At 36.6% G+C, this 22,128-nt stretch carries 18 protein-coding genes; 4 read left to right on the forward strand and 14 right to left on the reverse strand.

Annotated features, from left to right (window positions below):
- Positions 1-369: 369 nt before the first annotated feature.
- The 8 genes from DAHG_RS12925 to DAHG_RS12955 form a co-directional block, all read right to left on the reverse strand.
- Positions 370-1,779 (reverse strand): glycoside hydrolase family 1 protein, encoded by a 1,410-nt coding sequence (locus DAHG_RS12925; RefSeq protein ID WP_022938769.1) that lies wholly within the window; start codon positions 1,777-1,779, stop codon positions 370-372.
- Between the two features lies 1 nt (position 1,780).
- Positions 1,781-3,637: a beta-glucoside-specific PTS transporter subunit IIABC gene (locus DAHG_RS12930; RefSeq protein ID WP_022938770.1), complete on the reverse strand. Its 1,857-nt coding sequence runs from the start codon at positions 3,635-3,637 to the stop codon at positions 1,781-1,783.
- 13 nt (positions 3,638-3,650) lie between these two features.
- A complete protein-coding gene (gene licT, locus DAHG_RS12935; RefSeq protein ID WP_022938771.1) occupies positions 3,651-4,484 on the reverse strand; it encodes a BglG family transcription antiterminator LicT in 834 nt (277 codons plus the stop codon).
- A gap of 184 nt (positions 4,485-4,668) precedes the next feature.
- Positions 4,669-5,301, reverse strand: coding sequence for an epoxyqueuosine reductase QueH (locus DAHG_RS12940; protein WP_022938772.1), 633 nt, complete (start codon positions 5,299-5,301; stop codon positions 4,669-4,671).
- The gene (queA, locus tag DAHG_RS12945; protein ID WP_022938773.1) at positions 5,301-6,323 is read right to left on the reverse strand and encodes a tRNA preQ1(34) S-adenosylmethionine ribosyltransferase-isomerase QueA; all 1,023 of its coding nucleotides are present in this window, start codon (positions 6,321-6,323) and stop codon (positions 5,301-5,303) included. The genes DAHG_RS12940 and queA overlap by 1 nt, the downstream gene beginning before the upstream one ends.
- Position 6,324: 1 nt before the next feature.
- Entirely contained in the window at positions 6,325-7,464 is a 1,140-nt protein-coding gene (gene tgt, locus DAHG_RS12950; RefSeq protein ID WP_022938774.1) for a tRNA guanosine(34) transglycosylase Tgt, read from the reverse strand.
- Positions 7,465-7,734: 270 nt separating this feature from the next.
- Positions 7,735-8,016, reverse strand: a complete 282-nt coding sequence (locus DAHG_RS22150; RefSeq protein ID WP_161650550.1) for a PBECR4 domain-containing protein — start codon at positions 8,014-8,016, stop codon at positions 7,735-7,737.
- 744 nt (positions 8,017-8,760) lie between these two features.
- Positions 8,761-10,047 carry a hypothetical protein gene (locus DAHG_RS12955; RefSeq protein ID WP_022938775.1) on the reverse strand — a complete coding sequence of 429 codons (1,287 nt, stop codon included), beginning with the start codon at positions 10,045-10,047 and terminating at the stop codon, positions 8,761-8,763.
- A gap of 412 nt (positions 10,048-10,459) precedes the next feature.
- Between DAHG_RS12955 and DAHG_RS12960 the strand changes: the two genes are divergently transcribed.
- The 4 genes from DAHG_RS12960 (at position 10,460) to DAHG_RS19610 (ending at position 15,799) form a co-directional block, all read left to right on the forward strand.
- Positions 10,460-11,527: a bifunctional chorismate mutase/prephenate dehydratase gene (locus tag DAHG_RS12960; protein WP_022938776.1), complete on the forward strand. Its 1,068-nt coding sequence runs from the start codon at positions 10,460-10,462 to the stop codon at positions 11,525-11,527.
- Positions 11,528-11,544: 17 nt separating this feature from the next.
- Positions 11,545-12,780, forward strand: a complete 1,236-nt coding sequence (locus tag DAHG_RS12965) for a pyridoxal phosphate-dependent aminotransferase (RefSeq protein WP_022938777.1) — start codon at positions 11,545-11,547, stop codon at positions 12,778-12,780.
- A 42-nt stretch (positions 12,781-12,822) separates the two neighbouring features.
- Positions 12,823-14,589 carry a MutS-related protein gene (locus tag DAHG_RS19605; protein WP_022938778.1) on the forward strand — a complete coding sequence of 589 codons (1,767 nt, stop codon included), beginning with the start codon at positions 12,823-12,825 and terminating at the stop codon, positions 14,587-14,589.
- A gap of 172 nt (positions 14,590-14,761) precedes the next feature.
- Positions 14,762-15,799 (forward strand): hypothetical protein, encoded by a 1,038-nt coding sequence (locus DAHG_RS19610; RefSeq protein ID WP_022938779.1) that lies wholly within the window; start codon positions 14,762-14,764, stop codon positions 15,797-15,799.
- Positions 15,800-16,139: 340 nt separating this feature from the next.
- Here the strand turns inward: DAHG_RS19610 and DAHG_RS12980 are convergent, their stop codons facing one another.
- The 6 genes from DAHG_RS12980 to DAHG_RS13005 form a co-directional block, all read right to left on the reverse strand.
- A complete protein-coding gene (locus DAHG_RS12980) occupies positions 16,140-16,814 on the reverse strand; it encodes a hypothetical protein (protein WP_022938780.1) in 675 nt (224 codons plus the stop codon).
- A 30-nt stretch (positions 16,815-16,844) separates the two neighbouring features.
- Positions 16,845-18,107 (reverse strand): hypothetical protein, encoded by a 1,263-nt coding sequence (locus DAHG_RS12985; RefSeq protein WP_022938781.1) that lies wholly within the window; start codon positions 18,105-18,107, stop codon positions 16,845-16,847.
- A gap of 425 nt (positions 18,108-18,532) precedes the next feature.
- Complete coding sequence (locus DAHG_RS12990) at positions 18,533-19,756, reverse strand: helix-turn-helix domain-containing protein (protein ID WP_161650537.1); 1,224 nt, start codon at positions 19,754-19,756, stop codon at positions 18,533-18,535.
- Between the two features lie 26 nt (positions 19,757-19,782).
- A complete protein-coding gene (locus tag DAHG_RS21180) occupies positions 19,783-19,953 on the reverse strand; it encodes a hypothetical protein (RefSeq protein ID WP_022938783.1) in 171 nt (56 codons plus the stop codon).
- A gap of 215 nt (positions 19,954-20,168) precedes the next feature.
- Positions 20,169-20,999 carry a hypothetical protein gene (locus DAHG_RS13000; RefSeq protein ID WP_022938784.1) on the reverse strand — a complete coding sequence of 277 codons (831 nt, stop codon included), beginning with the start codon at positions 20,997-20,999 and terminating at the stop codon, positions 20,169-20,171.
- 5 nt (positions 21,000-21,004) lie between these two features.
- The gene (locus DAHG_RS13005) at positions 21,005-22,117 is read right to left on the reverse strand and encodes an aldo/keto reductase (protein WP_022938785.1); all 1,113 of its coding nucleotides are present in this window, start codon (positions 22,115-22,117) and stop codon (positions 21,005-21,007) included.
- Between the last annotated feature and the right edge of the window lie 11 nt (positions 22,118-22,128).

Below are 22,128 nucleotides of genomic sequence, written 5' to 3' on the forward strand. Positions count from 1 at the left end.
AGGTTCCCATTAATCCACGATTTACTATATTCTTGAAAAAATATTGAGATAATAAACTCTTTAATTTGAAAGATGAACGTTATTATATTCATGGTTGAACATATTGTAAGTTCTTTTAAAGTATTACACTGAGAGATAATACAGAAATACATAGCCCAAAACAAAAAAAGAGTTTACTGAGGTTCTAAAACTCAATTAACTCTTTCATTGTTATAACAGTTTATTAATCTAAATCTTTACTCAATGAAAATATTTCCCAGCTCATAACAGGATGAGATTTCTATTCTCATCAGCTCTAAATGAATAGTTATCCATAATTATGAATAACAGACAATATTTTAGAAAGATTTGGAATGTACTTCATTTAGCTTATTCAATCAAACTTTCACCATTTGTCGCGATGACATTCTTATACCAGTCAAAGCTTTTTTTCTTATAGCGCTGCATACTGCCAATGCCGTCGTTATCTAAATCTACATAGATAAAACCATATCTTTTCTTCATTTCAGCCGTAGAACAGGATACCAAATCGATACATCCCCAAGCTGTATAGCCAAGTACATCCACACCATCTTTGATAGCTTCACTAACTTGAATCAGATGATCATTCATATATTGAATGCGATAATCATCTTCAACGGTATAGCTGCCATCTGCCTGCATGATCAATTCATCAGTCGCTCCTAAGCCATTCTCAACAATAAATAAAGGCTTTTGATATCGATCATAAAAACGGTTAAGCGTATAGCGCAATCCCTGCGGATCTATCTGCCAGCCCCATTCACTTACCTTTGAATATGGGTTGCGTTTTAAGTTGGTAGTCATATTGCTGCCGGTTGGTTCACCTTTGGTTGGGTCCGCACTGGCACAGTTGCTTGAATAATAACTAAATGATACAAAGTCAACCACATTTTTCAAATCCTCTTTATCCTGATTTGTAATGTTTAAATGAATATTGTTCTCTTCAAAAATACGCTTTGCATAAGCCGGATATTCACCTCTGACCTGTACATCCGCAAATAAGTAGGTATTTCTTTCAAGCTTCATTACCTCGATAATATCATCAGGATTAGGTGTCAGCGGATAAATTGTCACAGCCAGAATCATACATCCGATCATTGCTTGCGGCATTAATTCATGCGCCAGCTTTACCGCTCTTGCACTCGCCACTAATTCATGATGAATTGCCTGATAAAGATCCTGCTGAGTCAGCTGTTCCTTCGGTGTCAGTATAGCGCCGCTCATAAATGGCTGATGAATAATCGAATTAATTTCATTAAAGGTTATCCAATATTTAACCTTTTTCTTATAACGTTCAAATAATGTCCTGCAGTATTTGACATATAAATCAATCAGCCGACGGTCTGCCCAGCCGTTATATTTTTTAGCAAGTGCGAGCGGTGTTTCATAATGAGAAATAGTTACCAAAGGTTCAATACCATATTTCAAGCATTCATCGATTACTTCATCATAGAAACGCAGTCCGGCTTCATTTGGCTGTTCCTCTTCACCAGTTGGATAAATTCTTGACCATGCTATTGAAAATCGATAGACTTTAAAGCCCATTTCCGTAAATAAGCGAATATCTTCTTTAAAGCGATGATAATAATCGATGCCCTTAAGCTTTAGGTTATCTGCTGTCGGCTCATCTGTAATCAGTTTAAAGCCCTTTGGCAGTACATCCTGAATTGATAAGCCCTTTCCATCCTCATTATAAGCACCTTCGCATTGATTGGCTGCTGTTGCGCCGCCCCATAAGAATTTTTCTGGAAACCGCATATTACACCTCCTTCAAGATCATTACCGTATCATCGACGGTGACCGCTTTATTCTTCTCACAAGTAAATTCATATTGATCATAATTTGCGACTACCATCGGTGTTACCACATCATAGCCCTCGTTTTTGATTGCATTTATGTCAAATTCCATCAACAAATCTCCTGCTTTTACATGATCACCATCTTTAACCAAAACATTGAAATATTTTCCATCAAGCTTTACCGTATCTAAACCGACATGTAGAATCAAATCCGCTCCTTCTTCAGAAGTCATCGTAATTGCATGTTTAGTCGCAAAGACTGTCTTGACAGTACCGTCAGCCGGCGCATATAATTTACCCTCATCAGGCAGTATAGCGATTCCTTTACCTATTAATTCATTCGCAAAAGTAGGATCATTCACTTCATTTAAGGCAATACATTTACCTTTCAGCGGTGAATGCAGAACTGATTGTCTGCTTGCTGATTGTACTGCGTTTTCTTTCTTTGTCTCCATATCTTTATCTTTAAATAACACAAATGATACAATGAAACTAACTGCAAATGCTATCGCCGCACCGGCACATGCCAGATAAAAATTTGACATGGGCGCATCAATACCGATATAGCTAGGTAATGTAAGCATACCTGGTGAACCGCCTGAGAAATTCTTAATGTTTAATAGTCCCATAAATAAGCCACCGGCACAGCCGCCTGCCATTGCCGCAATCAGGTTTGTACGGATCTTCATTGTAACACCAAACAATACTGGTTCAGTAATGCCGCAGACAGCAGTAATACCGGTTGCTGATGTCAGCTGTTTCAATTCTGAATTCTTTGTTTTCACAGATACGGCCAGTGCAGCGGCTCCCTGAGCAACATTGCTTGCCAGCTGACCTGGATATATGATTGTATCAAAACCCATAGTCATACGATTATTAATACCGATTGGCGTAATTGCATGATGTGTACCCGTCATAACTAAGAATGGCAGGAAGGTTCCCATCAGCGTTGGAACGAGCCAGCCAGCATAGCTGTTAAGAGTATTGATACCGGCAGCAATAAAGGAACTGATAATATAGCCTAAAGGACCTAACACAACCAAGGTAGCAATACCGGTAATCAAAATCGTGATTAATGGTCCTGTGAAGTATTTAATCGCTTTAGGTGATATCTTATCCGCAAAAGGCTCAACGACGGACATCAGCCATACACCTAAAATAATGGGAATTACTGATGAGGTATAAGAAGCGTTATAAATTGGCAGACCAAAGACTGTAATAGCTTCACCAACTTCTTTTGAGGTCGCTACCATACTTATAAAGTTAGGATGAATCAGCATAGCACCCAGCATCATTGCCAGATATTGATTGCAGCCAAACTTCTTTGCCGCTGAGTTAGCGAGTAACACCGGCAGGAAATAGAAGGTAGCATCTGCCATGAAGTTAATCACCTGATAGGTAGAAGCCTGATTATCTACCCACTTAAATGCAACTAATAATGCCAGCACAGCCTTAAGCATACCGGCAGCCGTCAGCGGCGGCAGAATAGGTGTAAAAATACCGGCTATCGTATCAATAATATTATTAATTTTATTACCATTTTTCTTTTCCGGTTTCTTATCCATTTCATTCAGATCAATCATTTTGATTAAATGCTGATACACCTGTGGGACATCTGAACCAATAATAACCTGATATTGTCCTCCTTTTGATACAACACCGACAACCCCTTCAGTATTTTTCAGTGCTTCAGTATCCGCTGTTGCTTCATCAATAAGATTAAAACGCAGACGGGTAGCACAATGACCCACATGGGATATATTTTTTTCACCGCCAACATGCTTTAATATAATGCCGGCTATTTTTTCATAATCCATTTTAATTCTCCTTTTATTTGTTGTTTAATATACGTTTTATGTGAATCGCTAAATAAAGTAATTCAGTATCTGGAATATTGATTCCTTTCTGCTGGAGGAAATAACGTTTAATCTTCTTGCAGCATTTGAACTCTTCGTTAAAGTGATCCTTTAAAGTTTCATATAGTTTTTCATCTTCCGCAAATGCCTGATTCTTTAAAACTCTTTCAATAAAGAATTTTAGGTGAACCATAAACCGATCAAAAGCCAAAGAATTCTCATCAAGATTAATCTGAAAGTGGAACTTAATGATTGAAAGAATTGCTTGAATCATTGTGACGGTTTCACTTACATAGCTTGAATCCTCTACATTCACACTGGCTTCTACAAGATGGATTGCAATATAACCGGCTTCATCTTCAGGCAGTTCAACACCTAACTCACGCTTAATAATGGCCAATGACTCAAGTCCGATGCTGTACTCACTGTGGTAATATTTCTTTATTTCCCATAAGAGTGCGTTTTTAAGCGGCATGCCTTTTTCCATTCTCTCTAGCGCAAAACTGATATGGTCAGTAATTGAAATATAGATGTTATCACTTAACTCCTTATCCAATGTCTGTTTGGCATAATCAATAATGAGATTAGCGATACGAACATGTTCCTGAGGTATTTCAAGCAGCAGATCACTCAGCTTCTGAGCTGTGTTTTCATCTGTGATACGATGTATCTTTTCGACCATCGACATATCGATCTCATCGTCTGCTTTTTTCTTATAACCCAGTCCACATCCCATAATAAGTACTTCATTGCCCTTTTCGTCAAAAGAACGCACCAGATTGTTGTTAATGACCTTATTTACTTTCATAGGTTCCTCCCTGCTACAAAAAAAAGCTACACCACAACATAAAAAACCTAAAAAGTTTCTTATGTGGTATAGCCTGCATTACCAGTAACAATCCATCTTTATGGATAAAGATTAGCACGTTTATTGTTGCTTGTCAACGCTTACAAAAAATAAAATTTAATAATACTTGTTTAAAAAGCCTTATTTAATCATTCCCATGTCTTTTCTCATAAGAGAACTTACATCCGCAGTAATCCTGCCGATAAAGATTATTCTCTCTTGACAGCTCCAGTCCGCGGTCAATCCCGCGCTTCTTTTTAAAATCTGAATAAAAATACTTCACATTAGGATATTTTACTGACAGCTTACGGCCTACATCATTCAATATCTGACTGTTTTTCTGCCGTGATATCGTCATTACGGTTGTGAAATAGTCAAAGGCATGCTCACTTGCATAGGCATAAGCTTCATTCATTCTTAACGTATAACACATAACACAGCGGCTGCCGCCCTCTGGTTCATCCTTCAAAACAGCAATCTTTTCAGTATAAGCCTCACCCATATAAGGCGGTACAATCAGCTTTACCTCATAACCGGTCTTTTCCCGCCAAGTATTTAAATACTGGCGTAGTTCCTGCAGACGGCGTGCATATTCATTTTCCGGATAAATATTGGAATTATTATAATAAATAGTGATATCAAAATAAGGACATAAGAACTCAAGCGGAAAGGCGCTGCATGGTGCACAGCATGCGTGCAGCAGCAGTTTTGGATGCAAGTTATCCCGCTTTATAGCTTCAAGTTCATCAACGCTCTGCTGATAATAATTAATTTTCATTATTCAATAAACATACTGTCACCAAAGGAGAAGAAACGATATTTCTCATCAATGGCTTCTTGGTATGCTTTCATAATTAATTCTTTGCTTGCCAGCGCACTTACCAGCATAACCAGTGTGGACTTTGGCAAATGGAAATTAGTAATCAGCGCGTCGATGGCTTTGAACTCATAACCGGGATAAATGAAAATATCAGTCTCTTCAGCGCATGCCTGAAATTGTCCATATTTCTGCATGATAGCCTCAAGTGTACGACAGCTTGTCGTACCGATTGCGATGATTCTTCTGCCCTCTGACTTCGCTTGATTTAAACGCTGCGCAGTGTCCGCATCCATCATATAAAATTCTGAATGCATGTGATGCTCCAGCACATCTTCCGTATCCATTGGCCGGAAAGTGCCAAGCCCTACATGCAGTGTAACATCTTCAACCTCAACACCCATCGCTTTAATTTTCGCAAACAGCGCGTCAGTGAAATGCAGCCCAGCCGTCGGCGCCGCAGCGGAGCCCTTAACCTTGGCATATACGGTCTGATAACGTTCAGGATCTTCTAGCTTCTCCTTGATATAAGGTGGCAGCGGCACATTGCCGAGATGGTCAAGAATCTCATAGAAGATTCCCTCATAAATCATTTTAAAGGTACGCAAACCTTTTTCACCGATACCAATACATTCTGCCTTTAACTCACCCTCGCCAAAGCTGATCACCGTACCCATTTTCACAACACGGGCATTGCCGACCAAGCACTCCCAAACATCGCCTTCCTGCTTCAAAAGCAATAGTTCAACATGAGCATTTGTCTCTTCTTTAGTCCCAAATAAACGGGCGGGAATAACACGGGTATTATTGCGCACCAAGACATCTCCGGGTTTCAGATAGTCACATAAATCATAGAAATGACGATGTTCAATCTCACCGGTTGAACGATGCAGAACTAAAAGACGCGATTCGCTCCGTTCCTTTAAAGGCGTCTGAGCAATCAGTTCCTCAGGCAGATCAAAATCAAATTCACTTGTTTTCATATTAGAATCCCCTCGAATCTACACTGTTTAAACCATATTTTTTAAACATTTCATCTTTAAAATCACCGAAACGATCTTCTTTGATCGCTTTGCGGGCATCTTCACTCAATTTAAGCAGGAAACGCAGATTATGAATTGACATCAGCCGCGCACCTAAGCCTTCATTGCATTTATTCAAATGACGAAGATAAGCCTTCGTATAATTGCGGCATGTCGGGCAGTCGCATTCCGGATCAAGCGGTGTAAAATCACGCTCATATTCTTTCCGTTTGATATTCACTCGGCCCTGTGAAGTCATTAATGTGCCATGACGGGCGATACGCGTCGGCAGCACACAGTCAAACATATCAACGTTGCGGGCAATACCCTCTAAAATCGCGTCGACAGAACCAACGCCCATCAAATAACGCGGTTTCTCCCAAGGCAGATATTTAACACTGTAATCAATCATCTTATACATCGTTTCCTTTGATTCGCCAACCGACGTACCGCCGATTGAATAACCGGGGAAATCCATCTCCGCCAATGTTTCAGCGCATAATTTACGCAGATCTTCAAATTCACCGCCCTGCACAATTCCAAACAATGCCTGTTCCTCAGGACGCTGATGCGCCTCTTTACCGCGTTTTGCCCAACGCAGTGTACGTTCAACGCTGTTCTTCATATAATCATAAGTTGATGGATATGGCGCGCATTCATCAAAACTCATGATGAAATCAGCACCGATTTTATTTTGAATCTGAATTGATTTTTCAGGACTTAAAAACAAAGTTGAACCATCCAGATGACTCTTAAAAGTTACCCCTTCTTCGTGTATCTTTCTTGAATCCGCAAGCGAGAACACCTGAAAACCACCGCTGTCAGTAAGCATCGGCCCGTTATAATTCATAAATTTCTGAACACCGCCGGCTTCCGCCACAATATCCTCACCAGGACGCAGCCATAGGTGATATGTATTAGACAAAATCACACCGGCACCAATTGCCTTTAATTCTTCCGGAGATACATATTTTACTGTTGCCAATGTTCCTACCGGCATGAACATCGGTGTTTCTACATCACCATGCGGAGTATGCAGGATACCGCAGCGGGCACCTGACTGTTTGCATACATGGGTTATTTCAAATTTTATAGCACTCATATTTTTCACCATTTATTATTTTATCACAAATCAGACTCTGAACACAAACATTCAATCCAATATTACTTCAATTCGTAAAGTAACTTAATGAGATATATTCTCTTAAAGTTCAAAATAATTAATTCTTTATGAATATCTGTATTATCAATTAATGATAATATACTTTTATCAAGATTAACTAAATTATCTTCTTTGCCATAAAGTAATTTGGTATATTCCTTATTCTTTCTCCATTTTTATCAAAAAATTCAGACAAACATAATACAAAATCTAAATTACTAAGAGCCAAATTATAAGTAATTGTACTAGTTCTATAAGATGAATAGATAAAGAATTTGTTATATTTGATATATTTTTTAATTCAGATAATTTTAATCTACATAAATCTTTTGGTTTATTGGTAGTGAATTTATCTTCTTTTTTTAGAATATTTTTATAAAAATCTTTAGGATTTAATTTTGTACTAATTCCTGTTAAATGTTTAAATTCATCTTTTTCAAAAATAATTTCTATATACTGATTATTGTTATAAACATATAAATATGTTTTTATACCAAATTATTATATATTAACGAAGCTTGATGTGCTTCTTCTATAATATTTGTTATATTCGTTTTAGTATTTACCCCACATTTTATCAATGACACCCAGCTGCCTTTCTCGCGGCGCTGTTCCTTCCTGTATTTCAATGTCACTACTTTCTACCTATCGGTATTGGAGTCGCACCCGAGCACTTGTCTTCTAATAGTTAATCTCCTTTCTTTTCGGCCACAAAAAAAGCAGGTACTCTCCTCAATAATAATCCTGCATTTTAATTCATGGTCATAATAGGTCTTATCAACCGTTTTTATATAGGCATAGTCACACACCTCATCACCTTCCTTCAAGGTAAAGAAAAACACCGCCTAATTGAACGGTGTTTAGATGAATAAGGTATTTGGTGGAAGTGCCAATTCCACATTTCTTTTGACCTTACGGTGCGTAGCAGCACATTCTCTACTTCAAATACCTATTCCTATCCTATACATATTATAGCCATTTTATTCTTTTTTATAAAGTAACTTATGCTTGTCGATAAGTTTAATAACCTTCCTATCATTCTAAGAAAAAAGCAGTATTCAAAAAACGTGAAAATCGAAAGTTTCTCAAGGGAAGACTCTTCCAAGATTATAAGATATATATCGAGGAAAATGAAACAGCTGGGATTGTTCAAATGGACACTGTCTATAATGATGGAACAAAGGGGCAAGGTATCACTTTACGAATTGAAGTCCTATATTACTGAAAAAGACAGCTTTAATTTAATATTTCAGGCTTTTTTTCTTCAGGATAAGTCATTTCCTCAACTTTTCCCTGCTTTTTTCCCTTGATACGGCTAAAGACCTCTTCTGCCCATGGCTTATCTTCTTCATTATTAAAACATAAGGTCATTAAATATAAACCATTCTGACAAATTATCTGACCAATCCCCATAAAGTATTTTTCGCCATCTTCTTCAGCTTCATGAATAACATAACGGCATCTTCCCTCACCGCAGATAATTTCAGTATAAGGCTCACTGCCTTCACCAAATACCGGGCCGACAAAATCAGCGTCACCCTCATTCATAAGATAACCGCTCACACGCATATTCTTCCAGTCAGGATAAGCTCCGTCATACCATAAATTATTACCATCCGCTTCACGTTCATAGCGGAAATTACCAGGCATATCAATATCAATCTTTCCAAAATGAATCGTTACCCACCCCTTGCGGTAACCAATCGGTGTTTCCGAATAATAAACGGCCTGTTTTGAGATATCCATCGGTGTCCGCTCATCTAAACGGCAAAGATATTCATAATCCTTAATTGGAATCGGAATCTCATGGCTCATTGTCATCGCCCGCTCAAGATAATCTAAAATTGAAGTATTCAATATCGCATCCTCATCACTGCGGGAACTTGGCATGTAATAACATTTTTCCCACATTAAATGCATTGCGCAGTTACGATAGAAATACGCGTCCTGCTCTTCATTATTCCAAATAAAGAATTCTTGCGCAAAAGGACCAATGCCCTCTTGAGCAACTCTTGAAACAAGCTCCTTAATATTAAAGCGGCCAAAAGGTGACAGCACACAGCCCTCACAGCCTGTTGGCTGATACTGATTCATATCCCAGCAAATACTGAGGTTGGAATAATCACCACCCGCATAATCATGACAGATCTCGATGATATTCTGAAGCCATGAATAAAAATGATCCTTGCGCATTCGTTCAAAATCACGGCGTCCTTCATATTCTGTATCATCCTCAATCAGCATGTGTTTCCCTAAACGTTCCTGAAATGCGTCAATAAACTCAATCGCGTATTTATGAAAACCGGCGCCTACCAGATTCGTTTGACAATCACCCTTAAATATCCACTCATCTCCATCCTGTATAAATTCCACATAAAGATTTCCTAACGGACAGAAATGGATGCCGGAATTATTTTCATCTTCGTCATAACCCAGCTCTCTTTCCTTACATAATTCAGAAAGTATCTGTTTGACCTGCTTTTTATCATGTACACTTGTTTCAAATGAAAATCCAATACTCATAATGTTCTTTCCTTTCAAGTGAAATCACTTCTTCTTATCTATAATTAAAATCATTGCCAGTTACATATTCTACCTTTATATATGCAATAAATTCAATCTTATCTAAAATTAATTAACTGAACCTGCTTGCTTCTCAACCATGACATCCTTTATGTATTTGTTTTAGTCTAAAAGCTATCTGTATCATAACACAACCCTCGATCAGTTAAAACACTATATTCTGAATAATCATAAGGCTATTAATGCTTTGTCCCCATTCGATGAATAAAATGCTTTTAGTAAATGAATTTGTATCAGATAAACTGCTTTCAATCTCCCTGAATGCTTACATTTCTTTTCTGAAAACGTTTTTCCGTCTATCCAAAGGAACAATTTTGTTATAAAATAGATGATAGTGAAAGAGGGTGCCCGCTTGAATCAACTAGATAAGGCAAGAGAAAAAATCAATGCGATTGATGTTCAGATGCGTGAGCTGTTTGAACAGCGCATGAAGGCTGTCGAAGAAGTTGCTGAATATAAATTAAAGAATAATATGAAAATATTCGATCCTGACCGTGAGGCTGAGGTGATTGAAAAAAATAGTATTAAAATGCAGAACGAAAAACTGAAACCCTATTACCGTGAATATATTCAGGCGGTAATGGATATATCAAAAAGCTATCAGGAATCAATTGTCAATTGTGATACATATGGCTATCAAGGTGTGCTTGGCGCATTCTCCCATATTGCGACGCAGCGTTTGTTCCCGCATGGCAAAATGAAAAACTACGCTGCTTTTGAAGGGGCCGTTAAAGGTGTGCTGAATCATGAGATAGCAAAAGCTGTATTGCCTTTTGAAAACAGCTATACAGGTGAAGTCGGCGAAATATTAGATTTATTATTTAAGTATGATGTTGTGATACAATCCATTTATGATTTAAAAATCAATCAGAATCTGCTTGGTTTAAAAGGTGCGACACTCTGCGATATTAAACAGGTATATTCCAAGGATCAGGCAATTAACCAATGTCAGGATTTTCTTAAGAATTTTGATTATGAACTAATACCTTATGCGAATACCGCGCTGGCGGCAAAATTTGTCAGCGAGAGCCAGGATAAAAGCAAAGCCGCGATAGCTTCTATTGAAACAGCTGAATTATATGGCCTTGAAGTCCTTGCAGAGAACATTAACACCAGCAAAGATAATACAACCCGATTTGTCGTTGTCGGCAATGAACTGCCGGAAGATGGCAATCATCTCTCAATTGTATTTACCGTGCATCATGAATCCGGACAGTTAGCTAAAATCATGCAGATTGTAGCAAAATATGGCTTCAACATGGAAAATATCAAATCAAGATCCTTAAAGGATGCTTCTTGGCAGTATTATTTCTATATGGAAATTGAAGGTCATTATCGTGATGAGAAGATGCAGAGTATGCTTGAAGAATGCCGAAACAGCAGTTCTAATTTTAAAGTAATTGGTGTATATAACCATTAAGAAAGCGAGGGTTCAGTATGAATTTCACAAAAAACAGTGCTAATCTGACACCGATTGAGGATACCGTATTTGCCGTAGTATCTAAAGCCAAGGAAGCAAAAGCTAAATTTGGCGCTGATCAGGTCGTTGACGCGACAATTGGATCACTTTATGATGAAGCTGGCAATCTGGTAGCCTTTAAGAGTGTTTTTGATAATTATGATAAAATCAAAAAAGAAGTTAAAGCCGCGTATGCTTCCAGTTTTACGGGAAATCCTACTTTCCGTCAGCGAGTTGCGGAATGGACAATCGGCGCGGCTGATGTAAAGCTGGCGCACAGTGTCATTGCCACACCTGGCGGTACGGGTGCGGTATCCATGACATTCTCCGATATCTTAGAACCGGGAGAAACTGTAATTCTGCCGGATATTGCTTGGGGTTCCTATGCTTTAATGGCAACTGACAAACAGCTGAAGGCCAAAAAGTATAAAATGTTTGATGGTGATAAATTTAATCTTACGTCTTTCAAGGAAACTGTATTGAGTGTGATTAATGATCAGAACCGCATTTGTGTCGTAATCAATGATCCATGTCACAATCCTACCGGTTATACAATGACACGCGGTGAATGGGATGAAGTTATTGCCTTTATGAATGAATGCAGCAAACAGGTACCTTGTGTAATCCTGAATGATATTGCCTATATTGATTATGCCTATGATTTAGAGAATTCAAGAAAGTATATGGAAGCTTTCAATAACATTTCAGAACAAGTCATGGTAGTAGTGGCATTCAGCTGTTCTAAAACGATGACTTCTTATGGTCTGCGCTGCGGTGCGGCTATTCTGTTGGCACAAAGTGCTGAGAGTGTACGTCAGGCAGAAATAGTTTTTGAAAAATCAGCCCGTGCTATCTGGAGTAATATTCCTAACGCTGCTATGGATAACTTCTATCAGGTTACAACTGAGCATTATGATGATTTCATGAATGAAAAAGCTGTTTATATTGACTATCTTAAACAGCGCAGTGAAATCTTTAAAACTGAAGCTGAGGCATGCTCTCTGCCATGTTATCCATATAAGGAAGGTTTCTTTGTAACGATACAGATTGAGGATAATGACCGCCGTGACCGTTATCATGAGCTGCTGCTGGCAAATAACATATTTACCGTAAAGGTAAATCACGGTATCCGCGTTGCGGTGTGCAGTCTGAGCATTGATAAATGTAAAGGTTTAGCAGCCAGAATGAAACAATATTTAGATGAAACAAAGTAAGCGATATGACAACATATCGCTTTTTGCGGAAAGGAAGATTTTATGATTGATGAATCTAAGTGGTTATATCGAATAAAACGATTGGAAAATTACTTGGTAGCCTTGAAGAAAAAGTCAGGGTTTTACTCGATCCTGCGTTTTAGTTTTTTCATTGTGATACTTGCCGGTATCGTGATGGCTGGTAATATGGGGCAAAGCATAGGCGGCTGGCTGGCTTTAGCCGCTTTGATTGCTTTTATCTTCGCAGTGATGGGACATGGCAAGATTAAAGCTAAAATCAAAGATTGTGAGCATGAAATTCTTGTATGCCGGCAATATTTAGACCGTATACACGGCGGCTGGCGAAATTTCCCTGAAAAGGGGGATGAATTTATTAAGAATGCGGATGCTACCTTGCTGGATCTTGATTTAATAGGCAAAGCTTCGCTTTATCAATTGATATCGATTGCCCGCACATGCTTTGGCAAACAGGCATTTTATGACATACTATGCGGAAAATTACCGCTGTATCAACTAGCTGGACAGCAGGCTGCGGTTTCTGAATTAAGCAATCATGAATTTTCCATACAATTTCAAAAATTATTAATTAATCAAAAGATTCAAAACGGAACTGACTGTCAGGCCACTAAAGATCGATTAAATAGTTTTAAACAATATACCTCCTATAAGTATTTACCATTTTTATGTCTGATGCCGTTATTATTACTTTTAATTGGTTTACTGGCGGCATTTGATAAACTGCCCGGCATTGTATTTGCCCTTGCCTTCTTTATTCAATTATTCTTATCCATCGGCATCTCTTTACGCAGCGGTGAAAAAATTGATGGTTATGGTCAATTAAAGGATCAGATATCGGCATCTATGGAATTATTCAAATGCATAGAAGCCGCCGAGTTTAAAAGCGAACGCCTGAAAGGGATTCAGCAAATTTTAAATAGCAATGGTTCCGCAAGCTCTGCCTGTCAGCGTTTAGACATTATCCTATCATTATTTTCATTGCGTAATAACCCTATCCTCTACCTTGCTTTTAACGGTTTGTTTATGATTGATCTGCAGTGTCTGTATATTTTGGAACACTGGAAAAATAAATATGGAGATAAGCTGGAGCAATGGCTTGAAACAGCCGGTGAAATGGAAGCTTTAGTATCTTGTTCAATTCTAGCTGCAGTGCGCAATACATGCACACCGTTAGTACATAAAGAAGAGCTGCCAAGCATTGACGCGCAGGCATGTGCCCATCCGCTGATTGATCCTGATAAGGTAGTAGCTAATGATTTTAATCTTAAAGGCAGCAATATTATTACTGGCAGCAATATGTCCGGTAAGTCCACCTTTATGCGCTGCGTAGGCATTAATACCGTATTAGCCTTGATGGGCTGTGAAGTATGTGCCAAAAGCTTCAGCTGTACACCCATGCGTGTAATCTCATCAATGCGTCTGCATGATGAATTATCAGAAGGTATATCCACATTCTATGCAGAAATCCTGCGTATTAAAGATATTATGGAAGCCAGTAAAACACAAAATTTTAATTTAATTTTGATTGATGAGATTTTTAAAGGTACCAACAGCGCTGACCGTATTGTTGGTGCTAAGGAAGCGATTCAGCGTCTGAATCAGCCATGGCTGATCACAATCGTGACCACCCACGACTTTGAATTATGCACAGCACTGCCAACCTTAACGAATTATCATTTCTCAGAAACCTACGAGAATAATGAAATTCATTTTGACTATCAGATCAAGGACGGTCAGTGTAAAACAACCAACGCGAAAGAGTTAATGCGTATGGCTGGCATTATTGATTAATTTAACTAATTACTGATGATAAAAACATCAGTTTTTTTAAAATATTTTCTAAATTTTCACCACATTGTTCTAAATATAAACAGTATTTATCCACACATGATAATTAATGAGCAAACGTGTGGAATTCTACATATAATCAGTCTATAATCTTAATTAGGAGGTACATTAATTTATGCCAAAGAAAATTATAGGATTATTTACTGCGCTTTTATGTGCGGTAACCGTAGCAGGCTGTTCAACAAAACCAACTGAACCTGAAAAGCCTGTGGACGATAATAAGGTGGTTGAGCCAGCCGCTAAAGCCGAGCTTCAGATCGGACAAGTTGAAGCTGCTGCTCATGGCACTAAATGCTTCACAACAGCGACTGTTGTTGTTGAAGGAGACAAGATTCTGCTTGCCTACATTGATGATTATCAGTATTTGTCAGCGGCAGATGCTACTGGTATTCCAAACAGTGAAACCTTAGCTGATTACTGGAATGAGGGTTTGGTACTAGGTTCTAAACGTGTTAATGCTGAAATGTACAGTGCAAACATGGCTAAGAGCGGATCAACAGTAGCAATTGATGTCAATTACAATACAATGCAAGACTATGTAGCTGGCAAAACAATTGCTGAAGTTGAAGAATTAGCTGGTAAAACAAGTGATGAATTAATTGATACAATTTCAGGAGCTACTTTGGTCGATATGCCAGGCTACTTGAATGCAATCGTAGAAGCTGCTAAAGCTGCTCAGGGCAATCCTAAGGTTACTTACGAAGGTGATGTTGCTGCTCTGAAAATCGGACAAGTTGAAGCTGCTGCTCACGGCACAAAGTGCTTCACACTTGCTACAGCTGTAACTGATGGTGATAAAGTTGTCCTTGCTTACATCGATGATTTCCAATATCTTGACGGTGCAGAAGCAACTGGTGTTCCTAACAGTGAAACTTTGAAAGATAACTTAACTGATCCTACAAAAGTATTAGGTTCTAAACGTGTAAATGCTGAAATGTACAGTGCTAATATGGCTAAGAGCGGTGCTACTATCGCTATCGACGAAAACTTCAATATGGTACAAGATTATGTAGCAGGCAAGACAATTGCTGAGTTGAAGGAATTAGGCGGTAAATCAAGTGAAGAAGTTCTTGATACAATTTCAAGCACAACTTTAGTTGATGCTCCGGGATATGTAAATGCCATCGTTATGGCAGCTACTGCTTCTAAGTAATTAAGAATATATTAAAAGTCATCGCCGCTCATGGTGATGACTTTTTTCTTATTTATATTATGTTCAATAATATCTTTTATATTAATAATTCCATTGTTATTATTTGAATATTTCGTCATAATTTCATTCTTTTTTATGCCATCACCTTATCACCATACTACATATCATGATTAAATGTAGTATCAATGTCAATAAATTCAGCTTTTCATTAAGTCATACTTCTGCCAGTCGGCTTGGATATAAATAATTTGTTTATTGTCATCCTCTCACATCATCGTGCGTGATGTAAGGTACATGGCACAAGTTAGAAACTGATTAATCATATAACAACACACAAAGCTTATTCATTACTATCCCTAAGAAGTTCTGCATAGAAAAATGCCATTTCATTATATAATTCATCCATCTTAGTTAATTCATAATTATTATTTATCTCATCAATCATGAGCATCAATACTTCATGAACTAACCACGGATAGGCTATATAAAAGGTTCCTGTAAATTTAACAGCAGCAATCATGGCATTGATAGCTGAATCCAAATCATTTTCTAATCTAGCATAATCAGCCAATCTTAGTTTGAATTGATCAACATACAAATCATTTATGCCTTTTTGTATTTCAAAATAACTTACAGTAACTTCCTCCTCCTTAGTTAATTTAGCAAGACAAGTTAACGCAACAAAATCCTCTTCCTCACGATCCAAAATACTCCAGCCATCATCAGATTCATAATATTCTTTATATGAATCTTCAAATGGGTGATTAAGACGTTTTTCATAGATCTTCCTTGTTTCACTTTTAATTAGTCTTGAATTTTTAAACAATTCAAAAGTGAAATCACCTTTACCATTACTTCTAATAATTGTATGCAAACCCTTTCCGTCATTGATATTCAGGTAAAAATTATAATTGCTTGTAAAATTATCAATTTTATAACTTGCCATAACTTTTTTATTTCCACATAAAGAAACAGCTAGGAATAAGGAAAGTATAGTTTTAATGATTGATTTCATGATATTTCCCCCTTATATTATATATAAATTCTAATTCATCTTTTGATAAGCAAGCTGTGAATTTTCATTGATTGAAAGCTGCCCTTTCGCAATCTCATTATCCGGCTTTTTCAAATCTATCCAAGCAATGCCAGTATTGGATAACAATAAGTCGCTGTCTGCAAACAAATAATGAATATCTGTGTTCAGATCCAACAAATAATTTTGAGGCCGACTTCTGTTTTCAATAGTTTTTGTTCCAGACCAAGTCATTATACCATTTTTGATATTGACTGCTTCAATCCATTCACTTTCAAAATAATAAAAGATTTTATCCTTTTCGACATCTATCTCGTAAACTTTTGTCAGCGAATTGTTATTCATCATAAGAATTAGGTTATTCTCGTCTCCATACAAGCCCATCATACAATTCTCTAATCCAGTAGTTTCATAGATTATTGTTTTAGCTTTAGTTCTCATATCATATTGAATTAGTTGAGTAATCATATTTTCTTTATCTTCCCGTAAATAATACCATTTATTTTTATGATAAACAGGGTGTCCGCTATTTTCTTCTTCAACCACTTCAAATTCATTTATTGCGAATGAGTAATATGTAATAATGTATTTGTTGTCTTCGGTTGATAAATCATCATACCAATTAAACATGAGTCCATTTTTATCCATATCTGCAATATTATAATGTGGAGGGACATTTTCACTCTGTTTAATTACTTTATACATGTCTGTATCTAAATCATACATATAATAATATGCTATACCATTGGCTTGATTATATTCTTCAAATATTAAATTATTCTCATAAACTATAAGGATTTTGAACGAAGCATATATTGAATCTCCATCCATATTTTTCAGTTCTTTAAATTCACCAGTATTACAGTTATAAGAAGCTAAAAATAATGCACTCCTGTTTTCGGATCTATCAGCTTCACCATAGACAACACCGTCATCACTTAGATAAAGCGGCGAGAAATAAACATCGGCTGGCCACTCTAAAGTTACAAAATCATTCAATAAGGCTTCACTATCCACCGTTTCAAAATCTAAAATTTGCTTTTGTGTTGTCTCCACAATCCCGAAATAATTATTAACATCATTTATTTCTTGAGGATAATTATTCAAATTTTCAGCGTGAGCTTCATTATCTGTTTGATCATCAACTTTATTTTCATCTGAAATAATTTGTTGATCATTATCTTGAGAGTTTGGACTCAACTTTTCAAATATCTTTAAACCAATAAAAGCAAAACAAATTAATAATACTAAGCAGCAAATTGCTTTTTTAATCATAATGCATTTCCCCCTTACTCAAAATTGTTTGACAATTTTTGATTAATGAATAATTCTAAGTATATAAATAACTATATCTTAATTTTATAGTACACTATTTACATCTTCTGTTCAAACCCAAATGTGAAAATACAAATTAAAGCAATAAATTAAAAGTTTTATCCTTAATTATCAACGCAAAAACCATTATCAAGAGCATATTTATAAAATTAACGATAATTTCGATTATAAACACACAAAAATTATTGATTTTAATCAAATTTTCATTATATATTTTTAATACAATATTCGAGATATAAATATTTATAGAACAAATCATGCCTTAATAACAACATTAGTAAACATTTTGCTCCTCAAATTAACCATTATTTACAAAAATAAAAATAGCAGCTAATAGTTGCTATTTCTTAACGGTAATTAATAGTTCATTTCCCCAAATGCCCTTTAATTTTTAAGTAATGGATTAATTCATCCTTATCACCAGCTCTATCCAGTAAATCAATAAGAATATCGAGATAGAAGTACATGTTTTCATAAACTTCTTTTTCTGCTAAATTTTCATATACTTCTTTAGCTTTATTGATTAGTTTCTTACTAGGCTTTTGATTTCCATTTATGACTAGATATTCAAATAATTTGAATCGATCTTTATAAATAGATACATCATGTAAATATTGATTATCATCTATTATTTTTCTTGCGTCATCATATCTACCTAAACTATAATAACACCAAATTTTGTATAAAATTAGGTTACCATTTTTTGGTTCTAGTATCTCAGCCTCATCTAAAATTTTCAATGATTTTTCATATTCAGTCATTAAAATATGTACCCAAGCTGTATTTCTCAATGTGAGAGCTCTCATACTATCATTTACTTCCATATAATGAAAAACTTCTAAACAAGCAATTTGTAATTCTATAGCTTTCTTATAGCATCCTATTCTAGTATAAATGTTAGCCATCTGAATATCACAATTTATTGCTCTTTTATAAGAACAACCATCAAGAAACATCTGTTTGGCTTGCATTAAATACTTTCTAGCATCTTCATACTGACCACAGTCATGATGCAATAAGCTATAATGGAAATTAATCATTGCAGTATTCTTATTGTAATTAGAAATAGATAATGCCTTTTCAGCATAAACAAAAGCTTCGTTAAAATGTCTCAATGAATGCATCTTTACTGCTTTATATTCTAAATATAGTTGTTGATAAAGAGTATTAGGTTCTACTGTAGAATTTAAGGTTTTTTCTAATTTATTAGATACTTCTATTTCACTTTTCAAAACTGAAATAATATATTCAATCAAATTAATTTTATAATAATTTTGATTAATCATATAAACTTCTCTTTTCTCATTAATAATATCAATGAAATAGTCAAAATTCATTCTCATATAGAAAAGAGTGTCAATAAAATCGAAAATCAATGCCTCTATTTCTTCATCAACTATTTTAAGATCATCAAATTTCACATCAAGAGCAATTTCAATTCTCTCCAGCATTTGCTGATTCGGAATTTCAACACCTCTTTCGAATTTGCTTAATCTCGCATAATGTATGCCAGTCAATGCATTTAATTGTTCCAAAGTAAGATGCCTATAATTTCTCCATAACTTTATTTTATTCCCTAGCTCATTCATGCCGCCACCCATTTTTTGTTCCTAGATTAATAAGGTACGTGTTCATCTCCCAATGGTTGTACAGTAACACATTCATGCGTGCAGTTCACACCATCAGGTCCGCAATCCTCGTTGTGTACATGTGTGCAATGTCCAGGGAAGCACAATGACATGCTAGTAACCCCAGCCAGTAATAAAGTAAATAACATTTTTTTCATAAATAATTCCTCCTTTTCTACTCCATTATAATTAATTATTACTTTTTGTCTATAAGACTTTTATCGTTAAAAACGAGTAATAAATTTCCATTTTTTACCATTTCAGCCCTTTTTTTTAACAATTTGCACAAAAAAGTGTACATTTTATAAAAATTATAACATAGCATACCATAACAAGACAAAACCCAATCAACAAAAGATTGGGTTTCTATTACTCATTTAGAAGTATGCTGCCAGCATTCGCTGTAAGACACATACTTAATGGCATCAGCATTTTGTTTCGCAGCTTGGCGTTGTTTCTTAGGATTACCGCCATATAAGCTGTTTAATCTGCTTTTATCCATCATCGTCTGCACATAAACAAACTTTTTCAGATAGAACCAGCGTTCAATCAGCTTATAAATCGCCTGCCGCGGTTCAGCTTCCTCTTTCAAAGCCTCAACACCCTCCGTACATAATTCTTGTGCGATTGCTGTTGCTGTTTCAACCATTTCATCAAGATTCTTAAATATAATCATATCCAGACCGCGTTGAATGTAACCGGCCTTATCACTGCCCATAACGAAACGTTTCAGCAAATCCATCTGATGTGTCAGCACTTCATCATCAAAGGCAACTGACACAAGGTCATTACGAATTGCTTCATATTGATTACCAGGTTCACTTAATACAAGGTAAGCCCCTTTGGCATAAATTGTTTCATCCTTACCGCCAAACGAGCAAAGGATACCAGTAGCTTTTTCATTAACTTTGGTGTAGAGAATATAAGGTGCTTTTAACTGACCTTCCGGAAGTTTGAATGCATCTTTGTAGCGTATGATCTGATTAGCAATCGTTTCTTTACTGCATGTAAGCTGCAGATTAACGATTATGCGGTAGCTTTCATTGATTTCCATGAATTTCTTAAACAGGTCTAACTGCTTTTCGCAGCCCTCACGCTCCTCAAGAATTGTGATATAATCCTCTAAATAGCCGTTGAATTCACAGCAGCCATTATCGGTTCTCTGATCAGCACACGCTCCCAGAACTTCCAGTATTTCACTCATCGTTCTCACTCCTTTGTCATTTCTTTATTGCATTTCTTTAACATATCAATAATCTGAATATGCTGTGGACATAAGCTTTCGCATCGCCCGCAAGCCTGACAATTGACTGGACTTTCAGCTGGTAACTGGATAGCCTTTTGCTCTTCTGTGTAGCGTGCCTTAGCACGATCATTCCAAGCTTTGAAGCTGCCCGGTATATCAACGCCAAACGGACAAGGCATACAATAACGACAGCCGGTACAAGGTACCTTCTGTTTTGTCATTAGCTCATCCCTTACCTGATTTACCGCTTCTAGCTCTTCTTTACTCACAGGGGTTTCATCGTTGAAGGTTTTGATATTATCCAAAAGCTGATCCATTTCATTCATACCTGACAGGATCGTCATAATATTTGGATAATTCAACAGCCAGCGAAAACTGTATGAAGCATAAGACCTCGCCGCATCAAATTTCTTAAAAGGTTCAGCGATAAAATCTGGTATATTCGCTAATGAACCTCCGCGCAGCGGCTCCATAATAATTACCGGTACATTGGCTTTTGTAAGCTTTTCATAACCAACCATACCCGGCTCATGAACAACATCCATATAATTCAGCATAATCTGCGCAAAATCAAATGGATAGTAAGAAAGTAATTCATCAATCAATGTATCTTTCTCATGGATGGAAAAGCCAGCATAACGAATTTTACCTTCCGCTTTCTTTCGATCCAGCCATTCACCAATATGATACAGCTTAACCTTTTCAAACCGCTCAAAGCTCATAGCATGAAGCAGAAAAAAGTCAATATAAGTAGTATTCAGCCGTTCAAGCATTCGATCAAGATAACCATCAAGCTCATCTTCACTTTTTACCAAATGAACCGGCAGCTTATCCGCTAATGTATAACTCTCTCTGGGGTAAGGCTTCAAGCCTTCAGCAAGTGCTTTTTCAGAATGCTCATCATGATATACATATGCCGTATCATAATAAGTAATTCCGGATTCCATTGCAGTTTTGATTAATTCGTTTACCTTTTCCTGAATGATATTTCCATCTTTATCAGTAAGGAAACGCATTGAACCAAAGCCAAGACAGGACACTCTGTCTTTGATATTACCTAGCGTTCTATATTTCATGTTTAATCCCT

Origin of the sequence: Dielma fastidiosa, from assembly GCF_000313565.1 — a bacterium.
Classification (GTDB): Bacteria; Bacillota_I; Bacilli_A; order Erysipelotrichales; family Erysipelotrichaceae; genus Dielma; species Dielma fastidiosa.